We start from the raw sequence: 15,445 nt of genomic DNA on the forward strand, positions 1-15,445 counted from the left end.
TGGCTATGGGTCCCGGCGTTCGCCGGGACGACTCTGTTAGAGTGGTGCGCTCGCGTTGGCCCAATGGGCCAACTCACTCGTCCGCGCCGAACGAGAAGCTGCCGTCGCCTTCGAGATAGGACCCCGTCCGCATGTAGAGCTGCCCGTTCTGGCCGATGAAGAACAGCGTGCCCCGGGGCACCTTCTTGGCGCCCTTCAGCAGCATGTCGGCGTTCTTGGTGCCCATCCTGTAGGCGAGCGTCTTGCCGTCCTTGCCGTAGGCGTAGCCCATGTCGGCCTTCAAATCCCAAGGCTCGGGCGGCGCCGCATGGCCGGCCGTGGTCAGCGCGCAGAGGGCTCCGGCTGCAATAAGGGCTTTCAGAACCAGGCTCGTCATATGTCCTCCTCCAATCTCGAATAACTTTCGAACAAATCACGAACGGGTCGCTGCGTTGAGGCACCGCGTCCGATCTCGCGGGATTTCCCACCCGCTGCTCTCGCGATTATCCTGCAGCGTGGTTTACAAGCATAGGCCAAGAAAACGCTTTGGGGATGATTCGAATGAGCCTCGTCACGAAGATTGGTTGTATCGCGGGATTGTTGCTGGTGACGTCGGCATCGGTCGCCCAGGCCGACGATTTCAAGCTGTCGAACAACCAGCGGATCGCCTGCAGCCGCGGTCTCTCCGCCGGCAAGCTGAACACGGCGGTCTGTAAGTCCTACGCCTACGTCTTCAACGTGAAGACCTCGGAATATTTCCGCTGCCAGGTGTCGCTGTCGCTGACCCGGGACAACAAGGAGGTCATCAACGTCCAGACCGACGGCGGCTGCACCAAGAAGCCGCGCGTGTTCGACGCCGATTCGAAATACGAGTTCGACGCCACCGAGACCGAGCCGGCGAACACCAATTCCTTCTTCGGCAATGGCGGCTATTCGATCTGGGTGGCGGACACCACCCAGCAGAAGGTGCGGGGCTGCATCACGATCTCCTCCGGGCTCGGCTCGGACATCTCCAAATGCCTCGACATGACGTTCCAGTGAGGCGCAGCCCGGTTGAGGCATCCGTCCCCGGGGACGCGGTTGCGAACCTGGCGGCGAGGCGCGAGGTCTCATCAATGCAAGGTTGATCGGCGCGGCCGCATTGTTCCAGGCGTGCGCCCCCGCTCGGCAGACGGCCACCCGCCAGCCTTTCGGATGGGTTGACCGCGCGCCTGCATCCGTCCAATTTGCCGGCAAAATCAATGGGAGGATCAATGCGCTTTTCGAAATTCTTTGGCACTGCAACCGGTCTCATTCTGGCCGCCGCCTGCGTGCTGGCAGCACCCGCCGCGCAGGCGCAGAGCTTCATCAACGTGCTGACCGGCGGCACCTCGGGCGTCTATTACCCGCTCGGCGTCGCGATCGGGAAGATCTACGGCGACAAGATCCCGAACGTGAAGACCCAGGTGCAGGCCACCAAGGCCTCGGTTGAGAACCTGATCCTGCTGCAGCAGGGCCGCGGCGAGCTCGCCTTCGCGCTGGGCGACTCGCTGAAATCGGCCTGGAACGGCGAGGAGGAGGCCGGCTTCAAGTCCAAGCTCGACAAGCTGCGCACCCTCGGCGCGATCTACCCGAACTACATCCAGATCGTCGCGACCGCCGATTCCGGCATCAAGACGCTGGCGGACCTGAAGGGCAAGAGCTTGTCGGTCGGCGCGCCCAAGTCGGGCACCGAGCTGAACTCGCGCGCGATCCTCACGGCCGCCGGCATGAGCTACAAGGATCTCGGCAAGGTCGAATATCTGCCGTTCGCCGAATCTGTCGACCTTATGAAGAACCGCCAGCTCAGCGCCACCTTGCAGTCGGCCGGCCTCGGCGTCGCCTCGCTGAAGGATCTCTCGACCTCGTCGCCGATCACGGTGGTGGCGGTGCCGAAGGAGGTGGTCGACAAGATCGGTGCGCCGTTCGTGGCCGCGACCATCCCGGCCAACACCTATACGGGGCAGGACAAGGACGTGCCGACGGCGGCCGTGATCAACTATCTCGTCACCAGCACGGCCGTGTCGGACGATCTCGCCTATCAGATGACCAAGCTGATCTTCGAATCGCTGCCTGAACTTGCCAATGCGCACGCCGCCGGCAAGGAGATCAAGCTGGAGACGGCGGCGCAGGACAGCCCGGTGCCGCTGCATCCGGGCGCGATCCGTTACTACAAGGAAAAGGGCGTCCTCAAGTAAGGACGCTGCACGCCGGGTCTGCATCGCGGGCCGGATCGTTCGCCACCGACTGCGCGGGAGGTGTCCCGCGCAGTCTTGTTGTTCAGGCCGGGCGGCAAGGGCTGGCCGGCCGAGGGGCGTCTCGAGGGACTCATGACGATTGAAGCCGTGAACATGGAAACGCCCGTCAAGGTCGAGTTCGACAATTTCGAACACGGCTTTCCGGAAGGTTTTGGTCCCGGCCGCTGGGGATATCTCGCCTACGGTATCGGTCTCGCCTTCGCGGTGTTCCAGCTCTATGTCGCGGCCTTCAACTATTTGCCGAGCCAGGTCGTGCGCGGCGTGCATGTCGGCTTCCTGCTGCTCCTGACCTTCGGACTGATCGGAAACTTCACGGCAAAGACCGATGCCGGCCGCATCGCCGGCTGGGCGGTCGGCGCCATGGGCTTCCTTTGCGGCCTCTACCAGTGGATCTTCTACGCCGATCTCATCGCCCGCGACGGCGATCCCACGCGCGTCGATCTCGTCGTCGGAACGCTGCTGGCCGTGCTGATCTTCGAAGGCACGCGCCGCCTGATGGGCCTCGCGCTGCCGCTGATGTGCGGCGCCTGCCTGCTGTACTGGTTCTTCGGCCAGTATCTGCCGTCACCGCTCAATCATCGCGGCTATGATTTCGATCAGATCGTGACGCATCTCTCCTTCGGCACCGAAGGCTTCTATGGCGTGCCGATCTACGTCTCCGCCACCTACATCTTCCTGTTCATCCTGTTCGGCTCGTTCCTCGAACATGCCGGCATGATCCAGCTGTTCACCGACGTCTCGCTTGGCCTGTTCGGCCGCACCCGCGGCGGCCCGGCCAAGGTCGCGGTGTTCGCCTCGGGCATGATGGGTACGATCTCCGGCTCCGGCGTCGCCAATGTGGTGACCGTCGGCCAGTTCACGATTCCCTTGATGATCCGGTTCGGCTATCGCCGCGCCTTCGCCGCTGGCGTCGAGGCCACCGCGTCGATGGGCGGCCAGATCATGCCGCCGGTGATGGGCGCAGTCGCCTTCATCATGGCAGAGACCTTGGGCGTGGACTACTCGGTCATCGTCAAGGCCGCCGTGATCCCGGCCATTCTGTATTTCGCCTCCGCGTTCTGGATGGTGCATCTCGAGGCCGGCAAGCACGGCCTGACCGGGATGAAGCCATCGGAGATCCCGAGCGCCTGGAAGGCGCTGGTGGCGCGCTGGTACCTCGTGCTGCCGCTGGCTGCGCTGGTCTACATGCTGTTCGAAGGCTTCACGCCGCTCTATGCCGGCTCGATGGGCCTCGCGCTCACGGTGGCGCTGATCCTGGGCACGTCGATCACGATGGGCTTCTCCAACCAGGTGCTACGCTACGTGTTCTGGATCGGACTCGCGCTCGTGGTCGGCGCGCTCTCACGCAACGGCCTGCAGATCGTGCCCGTTGCTTCGGTCGTCGTCGCACTCGTCGTCATCACCGGCTTCGTGCGCGGCGGCATGGCGACCTTGCATGCGTGCCGCGACTCGCTGGCCGAAAGCGCCAAGTCGGCGCTGACCGTCGGCATGGCCTGCGCCATCGTCGGCGTCATCATCGGCATGATGACCCAGACCGGCGTCGGCTCGATCTTCGGCAGTTGGGTAATCGGTCTCGGCAAGACCAGCCTGTTCGCGGCGCTGATCATGACCATGCTGCTGTCGATCCTGCTCGGCACGGGCATTCCGACCATCCCGACCTACATCATCACCGCGGCGCTGGCAGCTCCCGCGCTCGCCAAGCTCGGCGTGCCCTTGATCGCGAGCCACATGTTCGCGTTCTACTACGGCATCATGGCCGATCTCTCGCCGCCGGTGGCGCTGGCCGCGCTCGCCGCCGCGCCGATTGCCAAGGAGAATCCGGACAAGATCGGCTGGGAGGCGATGCGCATCGCGCTCGCCGGCTATGTCATTCCGTTCCTGTTCGTCTATTCGCCCGCACTGATGCTGCAGGCGGGCGATCCGATGGAGGCGCAGATCGGCTTCTTCGGGGCCGTGGCGTACGCGTTCGTCAAGGCGCTGATCTCGATCGGCCTGTTCGGCATGGTCGCGATCGGCTTCCTGTTTACGCGCATGACGGTGGTCGAGCGCCTGCTGGCGTTCGGCGCGTCGGTATGCCTGCTCGGTGAGTTCCCCTACAGCGACGTGCTCGGCTTTGCGCTGGCGGTGGTGATCGTGGCCTGGCAATGGCGGCAGCGGCCGCCATCGGCCGTGGTGGCATCCGCTTGAGCCTCTGTCTCGCTTCCGCCGGCGTCGTGAAGACGCTGGCGCTCGCCGCGTTCACGCTGGCCTGGACCCATTCGGTCGAGAAGACCGCGTGGCAGGAGGACTGGCGCGTCACCGCAGATGGGCTTCAACTGGTCGCTGCGCGCGTGAAGGGCTCGGGCGCGGGCATGGAGCCGCCGCCAGAGGCGCGGCTGGTCGACGGCTGGTTTCAGTGGCCCGTGCAACGCGAGCCGCTGTCGCGGATCGTGCTCGGCAATTCCGGCGCCGCAGGCGAATGGCGGATCTGCGCCGAGGGACAATGCCGGACGCTCTCGGATATATTCGACCATGACATCGGCGCCGCGACGATCACGATGAGCGCCTGCAACTGATAACAACGACGGGAGGACGCGATGGATCGTCTCAAGGGCAAGGTGGCGCTGGTGGTCGGCGCCGGCTCGATCGGGCCCGGCTGGGGCAACGGCAAGGCCACCGCCGTGACGTTTGCGCGGCAGGGCGCCAAGGTGTTCTGCGTCGATCGCAACAAAGACGCCGCGGCTGAGACCGCCTCGATCATCACCGGCGAGGGCGGCCAAGCCGAGGCGTTCACCGCCGACGTCTCCAAGGCGGCCGAGGTCGAGGCCATGGTCAAGGCCTGCCTCGCGGCCTATGGCCGCATCGACGTGCTCGACAACAATGTCGGCATCGCCGAGATGGGCAGTGTGGTCGATGTCGACGAGGCGGAATGGGATCGCGTGTTCGCGGTCAACCTCAAGAGCGCCTATTTCACCATGAAGCACGTCATTCCCGTCATGATCGGGCAGGGCGGCGGCTCGATCATCAACATCTCCTCGGTCGCCTCGATCCGCCAGGTCGGCATCTCCTATGTCAGCTATGGCGCCAGCAAGGCGGCGATGAACCAGATGACGCGGACGACCGCGGTCGAGTTCGCACCCAAGCATGTGCGTGTGAACGCGATCCTGCCGGGGCTGATGAAGACGCCGATGGTGGAGCATTCGGCCGGACTCGCGGCGAGCTATGCCAAGGGCGACGTCGAGGAGATGTGGCGCAAGCGCGACGCGCAGGTGCCGATGGGACACATGGGCGACGCCTTCGACGTCGCCAACGCCGCGCTGTTCCTCGCCTCCGACGAATCGCGCTACGTCACCGGCATCACGCTGGTGGTCGATGGCGGACTGACCTGCCGGAGCTAGCGCATGATCCGGAAAAGTGGAAGCCGGTTTTCCGAAAAGATCATGCTCAAACAAAGAGACTAGATCATGTTGCGTTTCCGAGGAAACGCAACATGATCTAGAGCGAGCCGATTGCATCGCAGCGGCGCCTGCGCCATACCGTGAAGGGGCGATTTCAGCGGGACGTGATGATGCAGCATTGCCGCTTCGGGGCGGTCATCCAAGCCGTTCTGGTCGTGCTGATGTTGTCGGCCACGCAGGCGCATGCCGTTGGCGCTGCCGAGCCGGGCAAGGAGCCGGCGGCTGATGCCGGCGCCTGCATGGCGGCCTCCGAGGCGGGCGATGCCGACAAGGTGCTGACCGAATGCAGCGCATTGATCGACAACGCCAAGGCGGCGAGGGCCGACCGCATCAATGCCCTGATCGCGCGGGCGTCCATCTTCATCACCCGTGGCGAGGCGGATCGCGCTATCGCCGACTATGATGTGGTGCTGCAGCTCGATCCGACGCTCGCCGACATCCTCAACGCGCGCGGTGAGCTGCATCGGAAGAAGGGGGAGCGTCCGAAAGCACTGGCCGACTTCGCCGCGGCGCTGCGATTGAACCCCGAACACGCCAGCGCACGTAGCAACTATCATGCGCTTGCCGTCGAGCTCGAACGTCTCGGCGCGCAGTTGGCCATCGTCGGCCGGCCGAGCTTCAACTGCGCCCGGGCGCGCAGGGCCGTCGAAAAGGCGATCTGCGCCGACCCCGAGCTCGCCAACCTCGATCGCGAGATCGACGGCTCGCATGCCCGCGTGGTTCGGGAAGCAGCGGGACCGGCTGCCGCACGCGCCCTGCAGCGCGAGCAGGATACCTTCATCGCCCGCCGCAATGCCGGCTTCGGTCAGCCCGGCTACGATCTCAAGAAGGCGATGCAGGATCGTCTGCGGCGGCTGAACGGCTCGGACGGCTATTAACCATCCGCGAGCTGGTTTGAACCGGGTTCCGGCTGCTGACGACAATTGCACAGTCATCCGTCGCCAAGAACCAGCCGAGCCACGCCGATGCACGCATTCGCTCGATCGATCTCGTCCCGCTCATCTTACCGCACGCTCTGTCTCATGGCCGGCCTCGTCGCCACCATTGGAATTGCGCCCGCGTTTGCCGCTGACACCGAATGTGCAACAGGTAGCAAAGCGACGCCGTCTCAGCTGATCAGCGCCTGCACCACTGCGATCGAGCAGGCCTCCGGATCGCCCAGGGATCAATCCTCCGCGCTCGTGGTGCGTGCCGACGCCCAGGCGCGCACCAGCGGGGGAATGACCCAGGCGCTGAAGGATCTCGATCGCGCGATTGCGCTCGACGGAAAGAATGCGCGGGCCTACCGGCTGCGCGGCGATCTCATGCGCGAGGCCGGCGGCGATGCCGGCAGAGCGACGGCCGATCTCAGCATGGCGATCTCGCTCGATCCCAATGATGCCGAGGCCTATGAGCTGCGCGGCGTCGTCTATACCGAGCAGCGCCGGCTCGATCGCGCGCTCGCCGACTACGATCAGGCGATCCGCCTGAAGCCGGACTATGCTCAGGCCTATGCCGATCGCGGCGTCGCGTTCTATCTGCGCGGCGACAACGAGAAGGCGGTACTGGACTACAACGAAGCGATCCGCCTCGATCCCGACCGTCCCCGCACCTTCACCAACCGCGCCGCCGCCTACAAGAAGCTTGGCCAGACCGACAAGGCGCTCGCCGACGATCACGAGGCGATCCGGCGTGATCCGAAAGTGCCGGAATATTTCGACAATCGCGGCCTCACCTATGCATCGCTCGGCGAGTACGACAAGGCGATCGTAGATTATGACCAGGCGATCAAGCTGCAGCCGAAACCGAATTTCCTGACCAACCGCGGCGATTCCTATCAGTTCAAGAACGAGCTGGGCTCGGCCCTGAGCGACTACGACGCGGCGCTGCGGCTCGATCCCAACTTCGCGCTCGCCTACAACAACCGTGCCGTGCTGTTCAAGAAGATGGGCGAGCGCGCCAAGGCGCTGGCGGACTATGAGGCCGCGCTGCGACTGGACCCGGGCAACGACAATGCCGCCAGCGGCCGCCGCATCATGATGGCCGAGATCAAGAAGTTCGGTGCCGAACCGCCCCGTCCATTGAATGCGCCCTCGGAGCGCAGCGGCCCATCGTTCGACTGCGCCACCGCCGTGCGCGAGGTCGAGAAGGTCATCTGTGCCGATCCGCAGCTTTCGGTCCTCGATCTCGGGATTTCCGAAAGTTACGCGCGTCTGCTGAAGTCCTCGCGCGGCCGCTCCGTCGCCGAGTTGCGCGGCGCGCAGCGCGACTTCATCGCCGAGCGCAACGCCCGGTTCGGCAAGCCCGGCTACGACCTTCGTCTAGCCTTGCAGCGCCGCCTGGATAGGCTCCGCGACGCAGCGCATTGATCTGTCCGCAGAAAATGCCGTGACCCAGGGTTGCGCCTGATCTGGATCAATTCATGACGGCTTGAACTGTCGCTTTGTCCCGTGACAATAGTCCGGAATAAACACAGATCTTGGGGAAACGTCATGAGCGCTGCGAGCCGCTATCACGAGGTCCATGCACGGTCGCTGCAGGATCCGGAAGGTTTCTGGGCGGAGGCCGCGCGCGCGATCGACTGGATCGAGCCGGCCAAGAAAGTCTTCGACCCGTCGATGGGCGCCTACGGCCGCTGGTTCGCCGGCGCCGTCGTCAACACCTGCTACAACGCGCTCGATCGTCATGTCGCCGCCGGCCGCGGCGAGCAGCTGGCGCTGATCCACGATTCGCCGCTCACCAATTCCGTCACCCGGCTCACTTATGCCGAGATGCTGAAGGAGGTGCAGACGCTCGCCGCCATCATGCAGGATTTCGGTGTGGTGAAGGGTGACCGGGTCATCCTCTACATGCCGATGGTGCCGGAGGCGATGGTCGCGATGCTCGCCTGCGCGCGCATCGGCGCGGTGCACTCGGTCGTGTTCGGCGGCTTCGCCGCCAAGGAGCTCGCCACCCGCATCGATGATGCCACGCCGAAGCTGGTGCTGTCGGCGAGCTGCGGCATCGAGCCCGGCCGCATCGTGCAGTACAAGCCGCTGCTCGACCAGGCCATCGAGCTTTCGGACAAGCGCCCGCAGGCCTGTATCATCCTGCAGCGGCCCGAGCATGCCTGCGAGCTCAAGCCCGGCCGCGACTACGACTGGGCGGCGCTGCGCAAATCCGCGCTCGCCAATAACAAGCTCGCGCCCTGCGTTCCCGTGCTGGCGACCGATCCGCTCTACATCCTCTACACGTCCGGCACGACAGGCGTGCCGAAGGGCGTGGTGCGCGACAATGGCGGACACCTCGTCGCGCTGAAATGGTCGATGGACAATCTCTACGGCATCAAGCCGGGCGAGGTGTGGTGGTGTGCCTCCGACATCGGCTGGGTCGTCGGCCACAGCTACATCATCTACGGGCCGCTGATCCATGGCGCGACGTCGGTGATGTATGAGGGCAAGCCGGTCGGCACGCCGGATGCCGGCGCGTTCTGGCGCGTGATCGCCGATCACAAGGCGGTGGCGCTGTTCACCGCGCCCACGGCGTTCCGCGCCATCCGCAAGGAGGATCCGGAGGGCACGTTCCTGCGCAAATACGATCTGTCGCAGTTCCGCACGCTTTTCCTGGCCGGCGAGCGCGCCGATCCGCCGACGGTGGAATGGGCCGAGCAGCAGCTCAAGGTGCCGGTGATCGACCATTGGTGGCAGACCGAGACGGGCTGGTGCATCGCCGGCAATCCGGTCGGCCTCGGCCTGTTGCCGGTCAAGCACGGCTCGCCGACGGTGCCGATGCCGGGCTATCAGGTCGACATCGTTGACGAGGCCGCGAAGCCGGTGCCGGCGAACACGATGGGCTCGATCGTGATCAAGCTGCCGATGCCGCCGGGCTGCCTGCCGACCTTGTGGCAGCAGGAGGATCGCTTCAAGGAATCCTACCTCAGCGAATTCCCCGGCTACTACAAGACCTCCGATGCCGGCTTCAAGGACGAGGACGGCTACGTCTTCGTGATGGGGCGCACCGACGACATCATCAACGTCGCCGGACATCGGCTGTCCACCGGCGGCATGGAGGAGATTCTCGCATCGCATCCCGACGTCGCCGAGTGCGCCGTGCTCGGCATCAAGGATGCGATCAAGGGCGAGGTGCCCTGCGGCTTCCTCGTGCTGAAGGCCGGCGTGTCGCGCAGCCCGTCGGTGATCGAGAAGGAGATCGTGGCGCTGGTGCGCGACAAGCTCGGCCCGGTCGCGGCGTTCAAGCTCGCGATCACCGTCGGCCGCCTGCCGAAGACGCGCTCGGGCAAGATCCTGCGCGGCACGATCAAGAAGATCGCTGACGGCGAGCAATGGAGCATACCGGCCACGATCGAGGACCCCAAGGTGCTCGACGAGATCGGCGAGGCGTTGAAGAGCCGGATGTAGCGAGCGCTGCTCAAAGCCGATGTGTAGCTCCGGCTTCGGAGCTGATTCCTCTCCGTGAACACGCTGACAGTGTGTTCATGGTTCCGTGTGCAGCGGCTGCCCCGCTGCTCGACCCTCATCGTGAGGAGCGTCGCCCTTGCGGCGCGTCTCGAACCATGAGGCCCGGGTTGGGGCCTCGCCCTTCGAGACGCCCGCCTCTGGCGCGCTCCTCAGGTGAGGGGTGGAAGCTGGTTCATCACATGAGAGGCGATTGCGGCGCTGGGCTTGACCCGGGCGCTCATTGTCGTCAAGCAACGGCTTCAGACCGCTGATGACGAGAATGGAACGCGCGATGCGACAGACTTCCGCCCGCCTTGCCTTGGTGCTGATGGCCGCGCTCTCGCTCGCGTCCTGCGCCGCCCGCAATGACGCCGCAGCGATCGCGCGCGGCAATGATGACGACGATGCCGTCTGCCAGGCCGGCGGCAAGGTCGCGCCGGGGTCGCCCGACTATGTCGCCTGCCGCAAGGACCGCGACGTGCAGCGGCAGCGCGCCGAGGCGCGCGCCGATCGGCGCCAGCGTGATCTCGGCGAGTTCATGCTCAACCATCCCGATCGTCACTGAGCGCGACTGCAAGCGCGTCTCATGGCGCGTGACTTCACGGCAACAGGTTTAGCGACATCGGCGCTGCAGCAACGCCGGTTGATTGAAATCAAATCCAACTCGACGGCGTCCCTGCCACACCTGTGGCCGCAAGCGCGGCGTGGCCCGCGCAATTCAAGCGGAAGTGTAGCTCACGTGTGGCTATGGGGACCTCGATGAATACTTTGTTGAAACTCTCGTCGTCGCTGCTGGTGCTGGCGGCGGTCTGCGGAGCCATGGGCTCCGCGCAGGCAGCCGATCTGCAGGCGGCGCCCGTCTATGCCAAGGCTCCGGTGGTCGAGGCTTGGAATCCCTGGATGCTGCGCGTCCGCGCGCTGGGCGTGCTGCCGGATGCCGGCGGATCGACCGTGAACGTGACCGGCGTTCCGGCGCTGTCGTCACCGAATTCGAGCCTGACGATTTCCAACTCTGTCGTTCCCGAGCTCGACATCAGCTACTTCTTCACCAGGAACATTGCGGCTGAACTGATCCTCGGCGTCACCCGGCATTCGATCAGCGGCACCGGCGCGCTCAACGGCCTCAACATCGGCAAGTCCTGGCTGCTGCCGCCGACGCTGACGTTGCAATATCACTTCACCGATTTCGGCGCGTTCAAGCCCTATGTCGGCGCCGGCGTGAACTACACGGTATTCTACAATCAGAACGCCGCCAACCAGGTTTCGAACGGCCTCGCCGTCACCAGCCTGCACATCTCGAACCAGTGGGGCGCCGCGGTTCAGTTCGGCTTCGACTACATGCTCGACAAGCATTGGGGCCTGAACGTCGACGTCAAGAAGCTGTGGCTGCAGCCGAACTACTCGGCGACCGTCAACGGCGCCATCCCGGTGTCCGGCCGCGCTAACATCGACCCCTGGCTGGTCGGCGCCGGCGTCACCTACAAGTTCTGATTTTGTTGCGTTCCTCCCAAGACTTGACATGGCGCCGGCGGTTCCGGCGCCATTTTTTTTGGGAAGACGCTCTTTCGTTGGGAGTTTGGTGAGGCGGAGCCTCGCGCCTCCACACCGCTGTCGTCCCGGCCTTGAGCCGGGACCCATACGCCGCAGCGGGAGCGGGGAGAGAACGCTGAGTCACAGCCGGCGCGGGCGACTACGCAAGCCGGTGGCTATGGGTCCCGGCGTTCGCCGGGACGACAGCAAGGAGCGTCCTACTCCTCGTCCTCGTCGTGCTTCTTGCCGCCGATGGTCTTGAGCTTGGCGAACACGGCGTCGACATTGAGGTCGTCTTCGTCGCGTCCCGCCGGCTCGTATTCGTCCTTGCGGGTGGTCTCGGAGGCCGGCAGCAGGGTGGCGCCGCTGTAATTGGCGTCGAGCGGCTTCTCCTTGGCGGCGCGCTGCACCTCGAAATCGAGCTCGATCTGCGAGCACAGGCCGAGCGTCACCGGATCCATCGGCGTCAGGGTCTGCGCGTTCCAATGGGTGCGGTCGCGGACGCTGGCGATGGTGGTCTTGGTGGTGCCGACGAGACGCATGATCGAGGCGTCCTTAAGTTCGGGATGGTTCCGCACCAGCCAGAGGATGGCGCTGGGGCGCTCGTGACGGCGCGAGACCGGGGTGTAGCGCGGGCCCTTGCGCTTGGGCTGCGGCGGCAGCACGACCTTGCTCTCCTGCAGGCGCAGCCGGTAATTCGGGTCGCGCTCGGCCTTCTCGATCTCCTCGCGGGTGAGCTGGCCGGTCGAGATCGGGTCCATGCCCTTGATGCCCTGCGCCGCGTCACCGTCGGCAATCGCGCGCACCTCGAGCGGATGCATCTTGGTAAAATCGGCGACCTGGTCGAAGGTCAATGCGGTATTGTCGACCAGCCACACGGCCGTTGCCTTCGGCATCAGCGGGGCGTTGCTCATGGCAAATCTCCTTTGTGCTCCGCCCACTCTTCGGAGGCGAAACCTGCGGTCATCGACGATGACGGGAATTCGCCCTATATAAGCCGTCCCGGGGCCGGGGCGCAATGGCCTGACGAAAACGGCCTTGACAGCGCTCGAAAGCAGTCCCAAGTCCTACCTGAAAGCGTCCTACCCAAACGCATTCTAGCTCGAAGCCGTGACGTCTCGACCGCCCCGCTTGCCGGCCCGGGGTTTTCCGGTCGCCGCAACAAGCCGCACAGATCAGGCCCTTAAGATCAGCCCATGTCAGATCAATCGACGGCAGCCAAACCAGACCTCAAAATCGTGCTTTGCTCGCCCCGCGGCTTCTGCGCCGGCGTGGTGCGCGCCATCGATACCGTCGAGCGGGCGCTCGCCATCTATGGCGCGCCGGTCTATGTTCGCCACGAGATCGTGCACAATAAATACGTCGTCGACAGCCTGAAGACCAAGGGCGCCATCTTCGTCGAGGAACTGGCCGAGATCCCCGACAGTACCAACGCACCGGTGGTGTTTTCGGCTCATGGCGTGCCGAAATCGGTTCCAGCCGAGGCTCAGGCGCGCAATTTCTTCTCCCTGGACGCGACCTGCCCGCTGGTCACCAAGGTCCACCGCGAGGCCGCGATCCACTTCAAGCGCGGCCGCGAGATCCTGCTGATCGGCCATTCGCACCATCCGGAGGTGGTCGGCACCGTCGGCCAGCTGCCGGCCGGCGCCGTGACCCTGATCGAGACCGCCGAGGACGCGGCGACCTTCACCCCGAAGGACCCGAACAACCTCGCTTTCGTGACCCAGACCACGCTGTCGATCGACGACACCAAGGATATCGTCGCGATCCTCAAGGGCCGGTTCCCGAACATCTCAGGTCCGCACAAGGAAGACATCTGCTACGCCACCACCAACCGCCAGCTGGCGGTGAAGAAGGTGGCGCCGGTGGTCGATGCGCTGATCGTGGTCGGCGCGCCGAACTCGTCGAACTCGCAGCGCCTGCGCGAGGTCGCCGAGCGCGAGGGCTGCCCGATTGCGGTGCTGGCTCAGCGCGCCTCCGACATCGACTGGTCACGCTTCGAGGGCATCAAGAGCCTCGGTATCACCGCCGGCGCCTCGGCGCCCGAGGTGATCGTCGAAGAGATCATGGGCGCCTTTGCCGAGCGCTACACGCTCCACGTCGAAACGGTCTCGGCCGCCGAGGAGAACGAGTTCTTCCCGCTGCCGCGCTCATTGCGGCCGGAAGCGGCTGCCGAGTAGCGCCTTCCGCTTCGTCCGTCCTTTTCGGGCGATCGGCGGCGCATCGGCCTTGAACGAAGCGCCGGCATGCGCGATGAAGGGCGCAACGGGCCTCCCTGGTCTCGAAGTTCGCATCGGGGGAGGCGGCGCCAGGCGAACTTCGACAATCAGGATAGCGCATGGCGGTCTACACCGACGTCGCCGCCGACGAGCTTGCGGACTTCCTCAAGACCTACGACATCGGCGAGCTGCTCTCCTACAAGGGCATCGCCGAGGGCGTCGAGAATTCCAACTTCCTGCTCCACACCACCAAGGGCTATTTCATCCTCACGCTGTATGAGAAGCGCGTGGCGGTGGACGACCTGCCGTATTTCCTGGGGCTGATGGCGCATCTCGCCGAGCGCGGCGTGGTCTGCCCGCAGCCGGCGCGCAATCGCGACGGCGCGGTTTATTCCAGCCTGTCGGGCCGTCCCGCGGCGATCATCAACTTCCTGGAAGGGATGTGGCCGCGCAAGCCGGCCGTCGTGCACTGCGCCGGCGTCGGCGCCGCGCTGGCGCGGATGCATCTCGCCGGCCGCGATTTTCCGCTGGTGCGCAAGAACCCGCTCTCGGTGTCCGGTTGGCGTCCGTTGTTCGCCCAGGCGGGCGGCCGCGCCGACACTGTTCAGGCAGGCCTGTCCACCTTGCTATCGACCGAGCTCGACCTGCTCGAGCGCGCTTGGCCGACGAATCTGCCGGAAGGCGTCATTCACGCCGACCTGTTTCCCGACAACGTGTTCTTCCTCGGTGATCAGCTGTCGGGACTGATCGACTTCCCGTTCTCCTGCAACGACATCCTCGCCTACGACGTCGCGATCTGCCTCAATGCGTGGTGCTTCGAGGCCGATCATTCGCTCAACGTCACCAAGGCGCGCGCCTTCTTCAACGCCTATGGCCGCGTGCGGCCGCTGTCGCAGGCGGAGCTCGACGCGTTGCCGCTGCTCGCGCGCGGCGCGGCGATCCGCTTCCTGCTGACGCGGCTGGTCGACTGGCTCAACGTGCCCGCGGGCGCGCTGGTGAAGCCAAAGGATCCGCTCGAATATGTCCGCAAGCTGCGCTTCCATCAGGCGGTGACCAGCGTGCGCGACTACGGCATTGGAGCTGTGATGTGAGCGAGCCACCGGTCGTCAGCATCTTCACCGACGGTGCCTGCTCGGGTAATCCCGGCCCCGGCGGCTGGGGCGCGATCCTGCGCTTCGGCGACAAGGAAAAAGAGCTCAACGGCGGCGAGCCGCACACCACCAACAACCGCATGGAGCTGATGGCCGCGATCTCGGCGCTGGAGGCGCTGAAGAAGCCGTGCCAGGTCGAGCTCTACACCGACAGCCAATATGTCCGGCAGGGCATCACCGGCTGGATCCACGGCTGGAAGCGCAACGGCTGGAAGACCGCCGACAAGAAGCCGGTCAAGAACGCCGAGCTGTGGCAGCGCCTCGAGGCGGCGCTGAAGCCGCACAAGGTCAACTGGCACTGGGTCAAGGGCCACGCCGGCCACCCCGAGAACGAGCGCGCCGACCAATTGGCGCGCGATGGGGTTGCGATGGCGAGGATGCAGAAGAACGTGCGGAGTTGAGGAGTTAGTTGGGCGCTGTTGCCTCAACCAAGCCTGT

At 65.1% G+C, this 15,445-nt stretch carries 15 protein-coding genes; 13 read left to right on the plus strand and 2 right to left on the minus strand.

Features of this window, described 5'->3' with window-relative positions; all coding sequences use genetic code 11:
- Positions 1-73: 73 nt before the first annotated feature.
- A complete protein-coding gene (locus ACQR07_RS10490) occupies positions 74-376 on the minus strand; it encodes a hypothetical protein (protein WP_434902199.1) in 303 nt (100 codons plus the stop codon).
- A gap of 164 nt (positions 377-540) precedes the next feature.
- On the opposite strand from ACQR07_RS10490, the gene ACQR07_RS10495 reads away from it, so the two are divergent.
- The 10 genes from ACQR07_RS10495 (at position 541) to ACQR07_RS10540 (ending at position 11,598) form a co-directional block, all read left to right on the plus strand.
- Entirely contained in the window at positions 541-1,020 is a 480-nt protein-coding gene (locus ACQR07_RS10495) for a hypothetical protein (protein WP_434902200.1), read from the plus strand.
- A 212-nt stretch (positions 1,021-1,232) separates the two neighbouring features.
- A complete protein-coding gene (locus ACQR07_RS10500) occupies positions 1,233-2,195 on the plus strand; it encodes a TAXI family TRAP transporter solute-binding subunit (RefSeq protein WP_434902201.1) in 963 nt (320 codons plus the stop codon).
- A 153-nt stretch (positions 2,196-2,348) separates the two neighbouring features.
- Complete coding sequence (locus ACQR07_RS10505) at positions 2,349-4,442, plus strand: TRAP transporter permease (RefSeq protein ID WP_434902300.1); 2,094 nt, start codon at positions 2,349-2,351, stop codon at positions 4,440-4,442.
- Positions 4,439-4,810, plus strand: a complete 372-nt coding sequence (locus ACQR07_RS10510; protein ID WP_434902202.1) for a DUF1850 domain-containing protein — start codon at positions 4,439-4,441, stop codon at positions 4,808-4,810. Before ACQR07_RS10505 ends, ACQR07_RS10510 begins: the two co-directional genes overlap by 4 nt.
- A 21-nt stretch (positions 4,811-4,831) precedes the next feature.
- The gene (locus tag ACQR07_RS10515; RefSeq protein WP_434902203.1) at positions 4,832-5,632 is read left to right on the plus strand and encodes an SDR family NAD(P)-dependent oxidoreductase; all 801 of its coding nucleotides are present in this window, start codon (positions 4,832-4,834) and stop codon (positions 5,630-5,632) included.
- A 170-nt stretch (positions 5,633-5,802) separates the two neighbouring features.
- Positions 5,803-6,570 (plus strand): tetratricopeptide repeat protein, encoded by a 768-nt coding sequence (locus tag ACQR07_RS10520; protein WP_434902204.1) that lies wholly within the window; start codon positions 5,803-5,805, stop codon positions 6,568-6,570.
- A 144-nt stretch (positions 6,571-6,714) separates the two neighbouring features.
- Entirely contained in the window at positions 6,715-8,040 is a 1,326-nt protein-coding gene (locus ACQR07_RS10525) for a tetratricopeptide repeat protein (protein ID WP_434902205.1), read from the plus strand.
- A 123-nt stretch (positions 8,041-8,163) separates the two neighbouring features.
- The gene (locus ACQR07_RS10530; RefSeq protein ID WP_434902206.1) at positions 8,164-10,068 is read left to right on the plus strand and encodes a propionyl-CoA synthetase; all 1,905 of its coding nucleotides are present in this window, start codon (positions 8,164-8,166) and stop codon (positions 10,066-10,068) included.
- A 331-nt stretch (positions 10,069-10,399) separates the two neighbouring features.
- Positions 10,400-10,672: a hypothetical protein gene (locus tag ACQR07_RS10535; protein ID WP_434870513.1), complete on the plus strand. Its 273-nt coding sequence runs from the start codon at positions 10,400-10,402 to the stop codon at positions 10,670-10,672.
- Between the two features lie 194 nt (positions 10,673-10,866).
- A complete protein-coding gene (locus ACQR07_RS10540) occupies positions 10,867-11,598 on the plus strand; it encodes an OmpW/AlkL family protein (RefSeq protein ID WP_434902207.1) in 732 nt (243 codons plus the stop codon).
- A 257-nt stretch (positions 11,599-11,855) separates the two neighbouring features.
- Here ACQR07_RS10540 and ACQR07_RS10545 read toward each other — a convergent pair whose 3' ends face one another.
- The gene (locus ACQR07_RS10545) at positions 11,856-12,551 is read right to left on the minus strand and encodes a DUF1013 domain-containing protein (RefSeq protein ID WP_434870511.1); all 696 of its coding nucleotides are present in this window, start codon (positions 12,549-12,551) and stop codon (positions 11,856-11,858) included.
- 282 nt (positions 12,552-12,833) lie between these two features.
- On the opposite strand from ACQR07_RS10545, the gene ispH reads away from it, so the two are divergent.
- From ispH to rnhA, 3 genes are all read left to right on the plus strand, one after another.
- The gene (ispH, locus tag ACQR07_RS10550; protein ID WP_434902208.1) at positions 12,834-13,817 is read left to right on the plus strand and encodes a 4-hydroxy-3-methylbut-2-enyl diphosphate reductase; all 984 of its coding nucleotides are present in this window, start codon (positions 12,834-12,836) and stop codon (positions 13,815-13,817) included.
- 158 nt (positions 13,818-13,975) lie between these two features.
- Complete coding sequence (locus ACQR07_RS10555; protein WP_434902209.1) at positions 13,976-14,947, plus strand: homoserine kinase; 972 nt, start codon at positions 13,976-13,978, stop codon at positions 14,945-14,947.
- Positions 14,944-15,408, plus strand: a complete 465-nt coding sequence (gene rnhA, locus ACQR07_RS10560; RefSeq protein WP_434902210.1) for a ribonuclease HI — start codon at positions 14,944-14,946, stop codon at positions 15,406-15,408. Before ACQR07_RS10555 ends, rnhA begins: the two co-directional genes overlap by 4 nt.
- Positions 15,409-15,445 lie beyond the last annotated feature (37 nt).

The sequence above is a fragment of the Bradyrhizobium sp. HKCCYLS20291 genome, from assembly GCF_051167715.1.
Classification (GTDB): domain Bacteria; phylum Pseudomonadota; class Alphaproteobacteria; order Rhizobiales; family Xanthobacteraceae; genus Bradyrhizobium.

What these genes read in the sequence shown, in the direction of transcription:
- ACQR07_RS10520 (WP_434902204.1), top strand. Translation starts at nt 5,803, where the DNA reads ATGCAGCATTGCCGCTTCGGGGCGGTCATCCAAGCCGTTCTGGTCGTG.
- ACQR07_RS10545 (WP_434870511.1), bottom strand. Translation starts at nt 12,551, where the DNA reads ATGAGCAACGCCCCGCTGATGCCGAAGGCAACGGCCGTGTGGCTGGTC.
- ACQR07_RS10495 (WP_434902200.1), top strand. Translation starts at nt 541, where the DNA reads ATGAGCCTCGTCACGAAGATTGGTTGTATCGCGGGATTGTTGCTGGTG.
- ACQR07_RS10530 (WP_434902206.1), top strand. Translation starts at nt 8,164, where the DNA reads ATGAGCGCTGCGAGCCGCTATCACGAGGTCCATGCACGGTCGCTGCAG.
- ACQR07_RS10535 (WP_434870513.1), top strand. Translation starts at nt 10,400, where the DNA reads ATGCGACAGACTTCCGCCCGCCTTGCCTTGGTGCTGATGGCCGCGCTC.
- ACQR07_RS10505 (WP_434902300.1), top strand. Translation starts at nt 2,349, where the DNA reads ATGGAAACGCCCGTCAAGGTCGAGTTCGACAATTTCGAACACGGCTTT.
- ACQR07_RS10525 (WP_434902205.1), top strand. Translation starts at nt 6,715, where the DNA reads ATGGCCGGCCTCGTCGCCACCATTGGAATTGCGCCCGCGTTTGCCGCT.
- ACQR07_RS10500 (WP_434902201.1), top strand. Translation starts at nt 1,233, where the DNA reads ATGCGCTTTTCGAAATTCTTTGGCACTGCAACCGGTCTCATTCTGGCC.
- ispH (WP_434902208.1), top strand. Translation starts at nt 12,834, where the DNA reads ATGTCAGATCAATCGACGGCAGCCAAACCAGACCTCAAAATCGTGCTT.
- ACQR07_RS10555 (WP_434902209.1), top strand. Translation starts at nt 13,976, where the DNA reads ATGGCGGTCTACACCGACGTCGCCGCCGACGAGCTTGCGGACTTCCTC.
- ACQR07_RS10540 (WP_434902207.1), top strand. Translation starts at nt 10,867, where the DNA reads ATGAATACTTTGTTGAAACTCTCGTCGTCGCTGCTGGTGCTGGCGGCG.
- ACQR07_RS10490 (WP_434902199.1), bottom strand. Translation starts at nt 376, where the DNA reads ATGACGAGCCTGGTTCTGAAAGCCCTTATTGCAGCCGGAGCCCTCTGC.
- ACQR07_RS10515 (WP_434902203.1), top strand. Translation starts at nt 4,832, where the DNA reads ATGGATCGTCTCAAGGGCAAGGTGGCGCTGGTGGTCGGCGCCGGCTCG.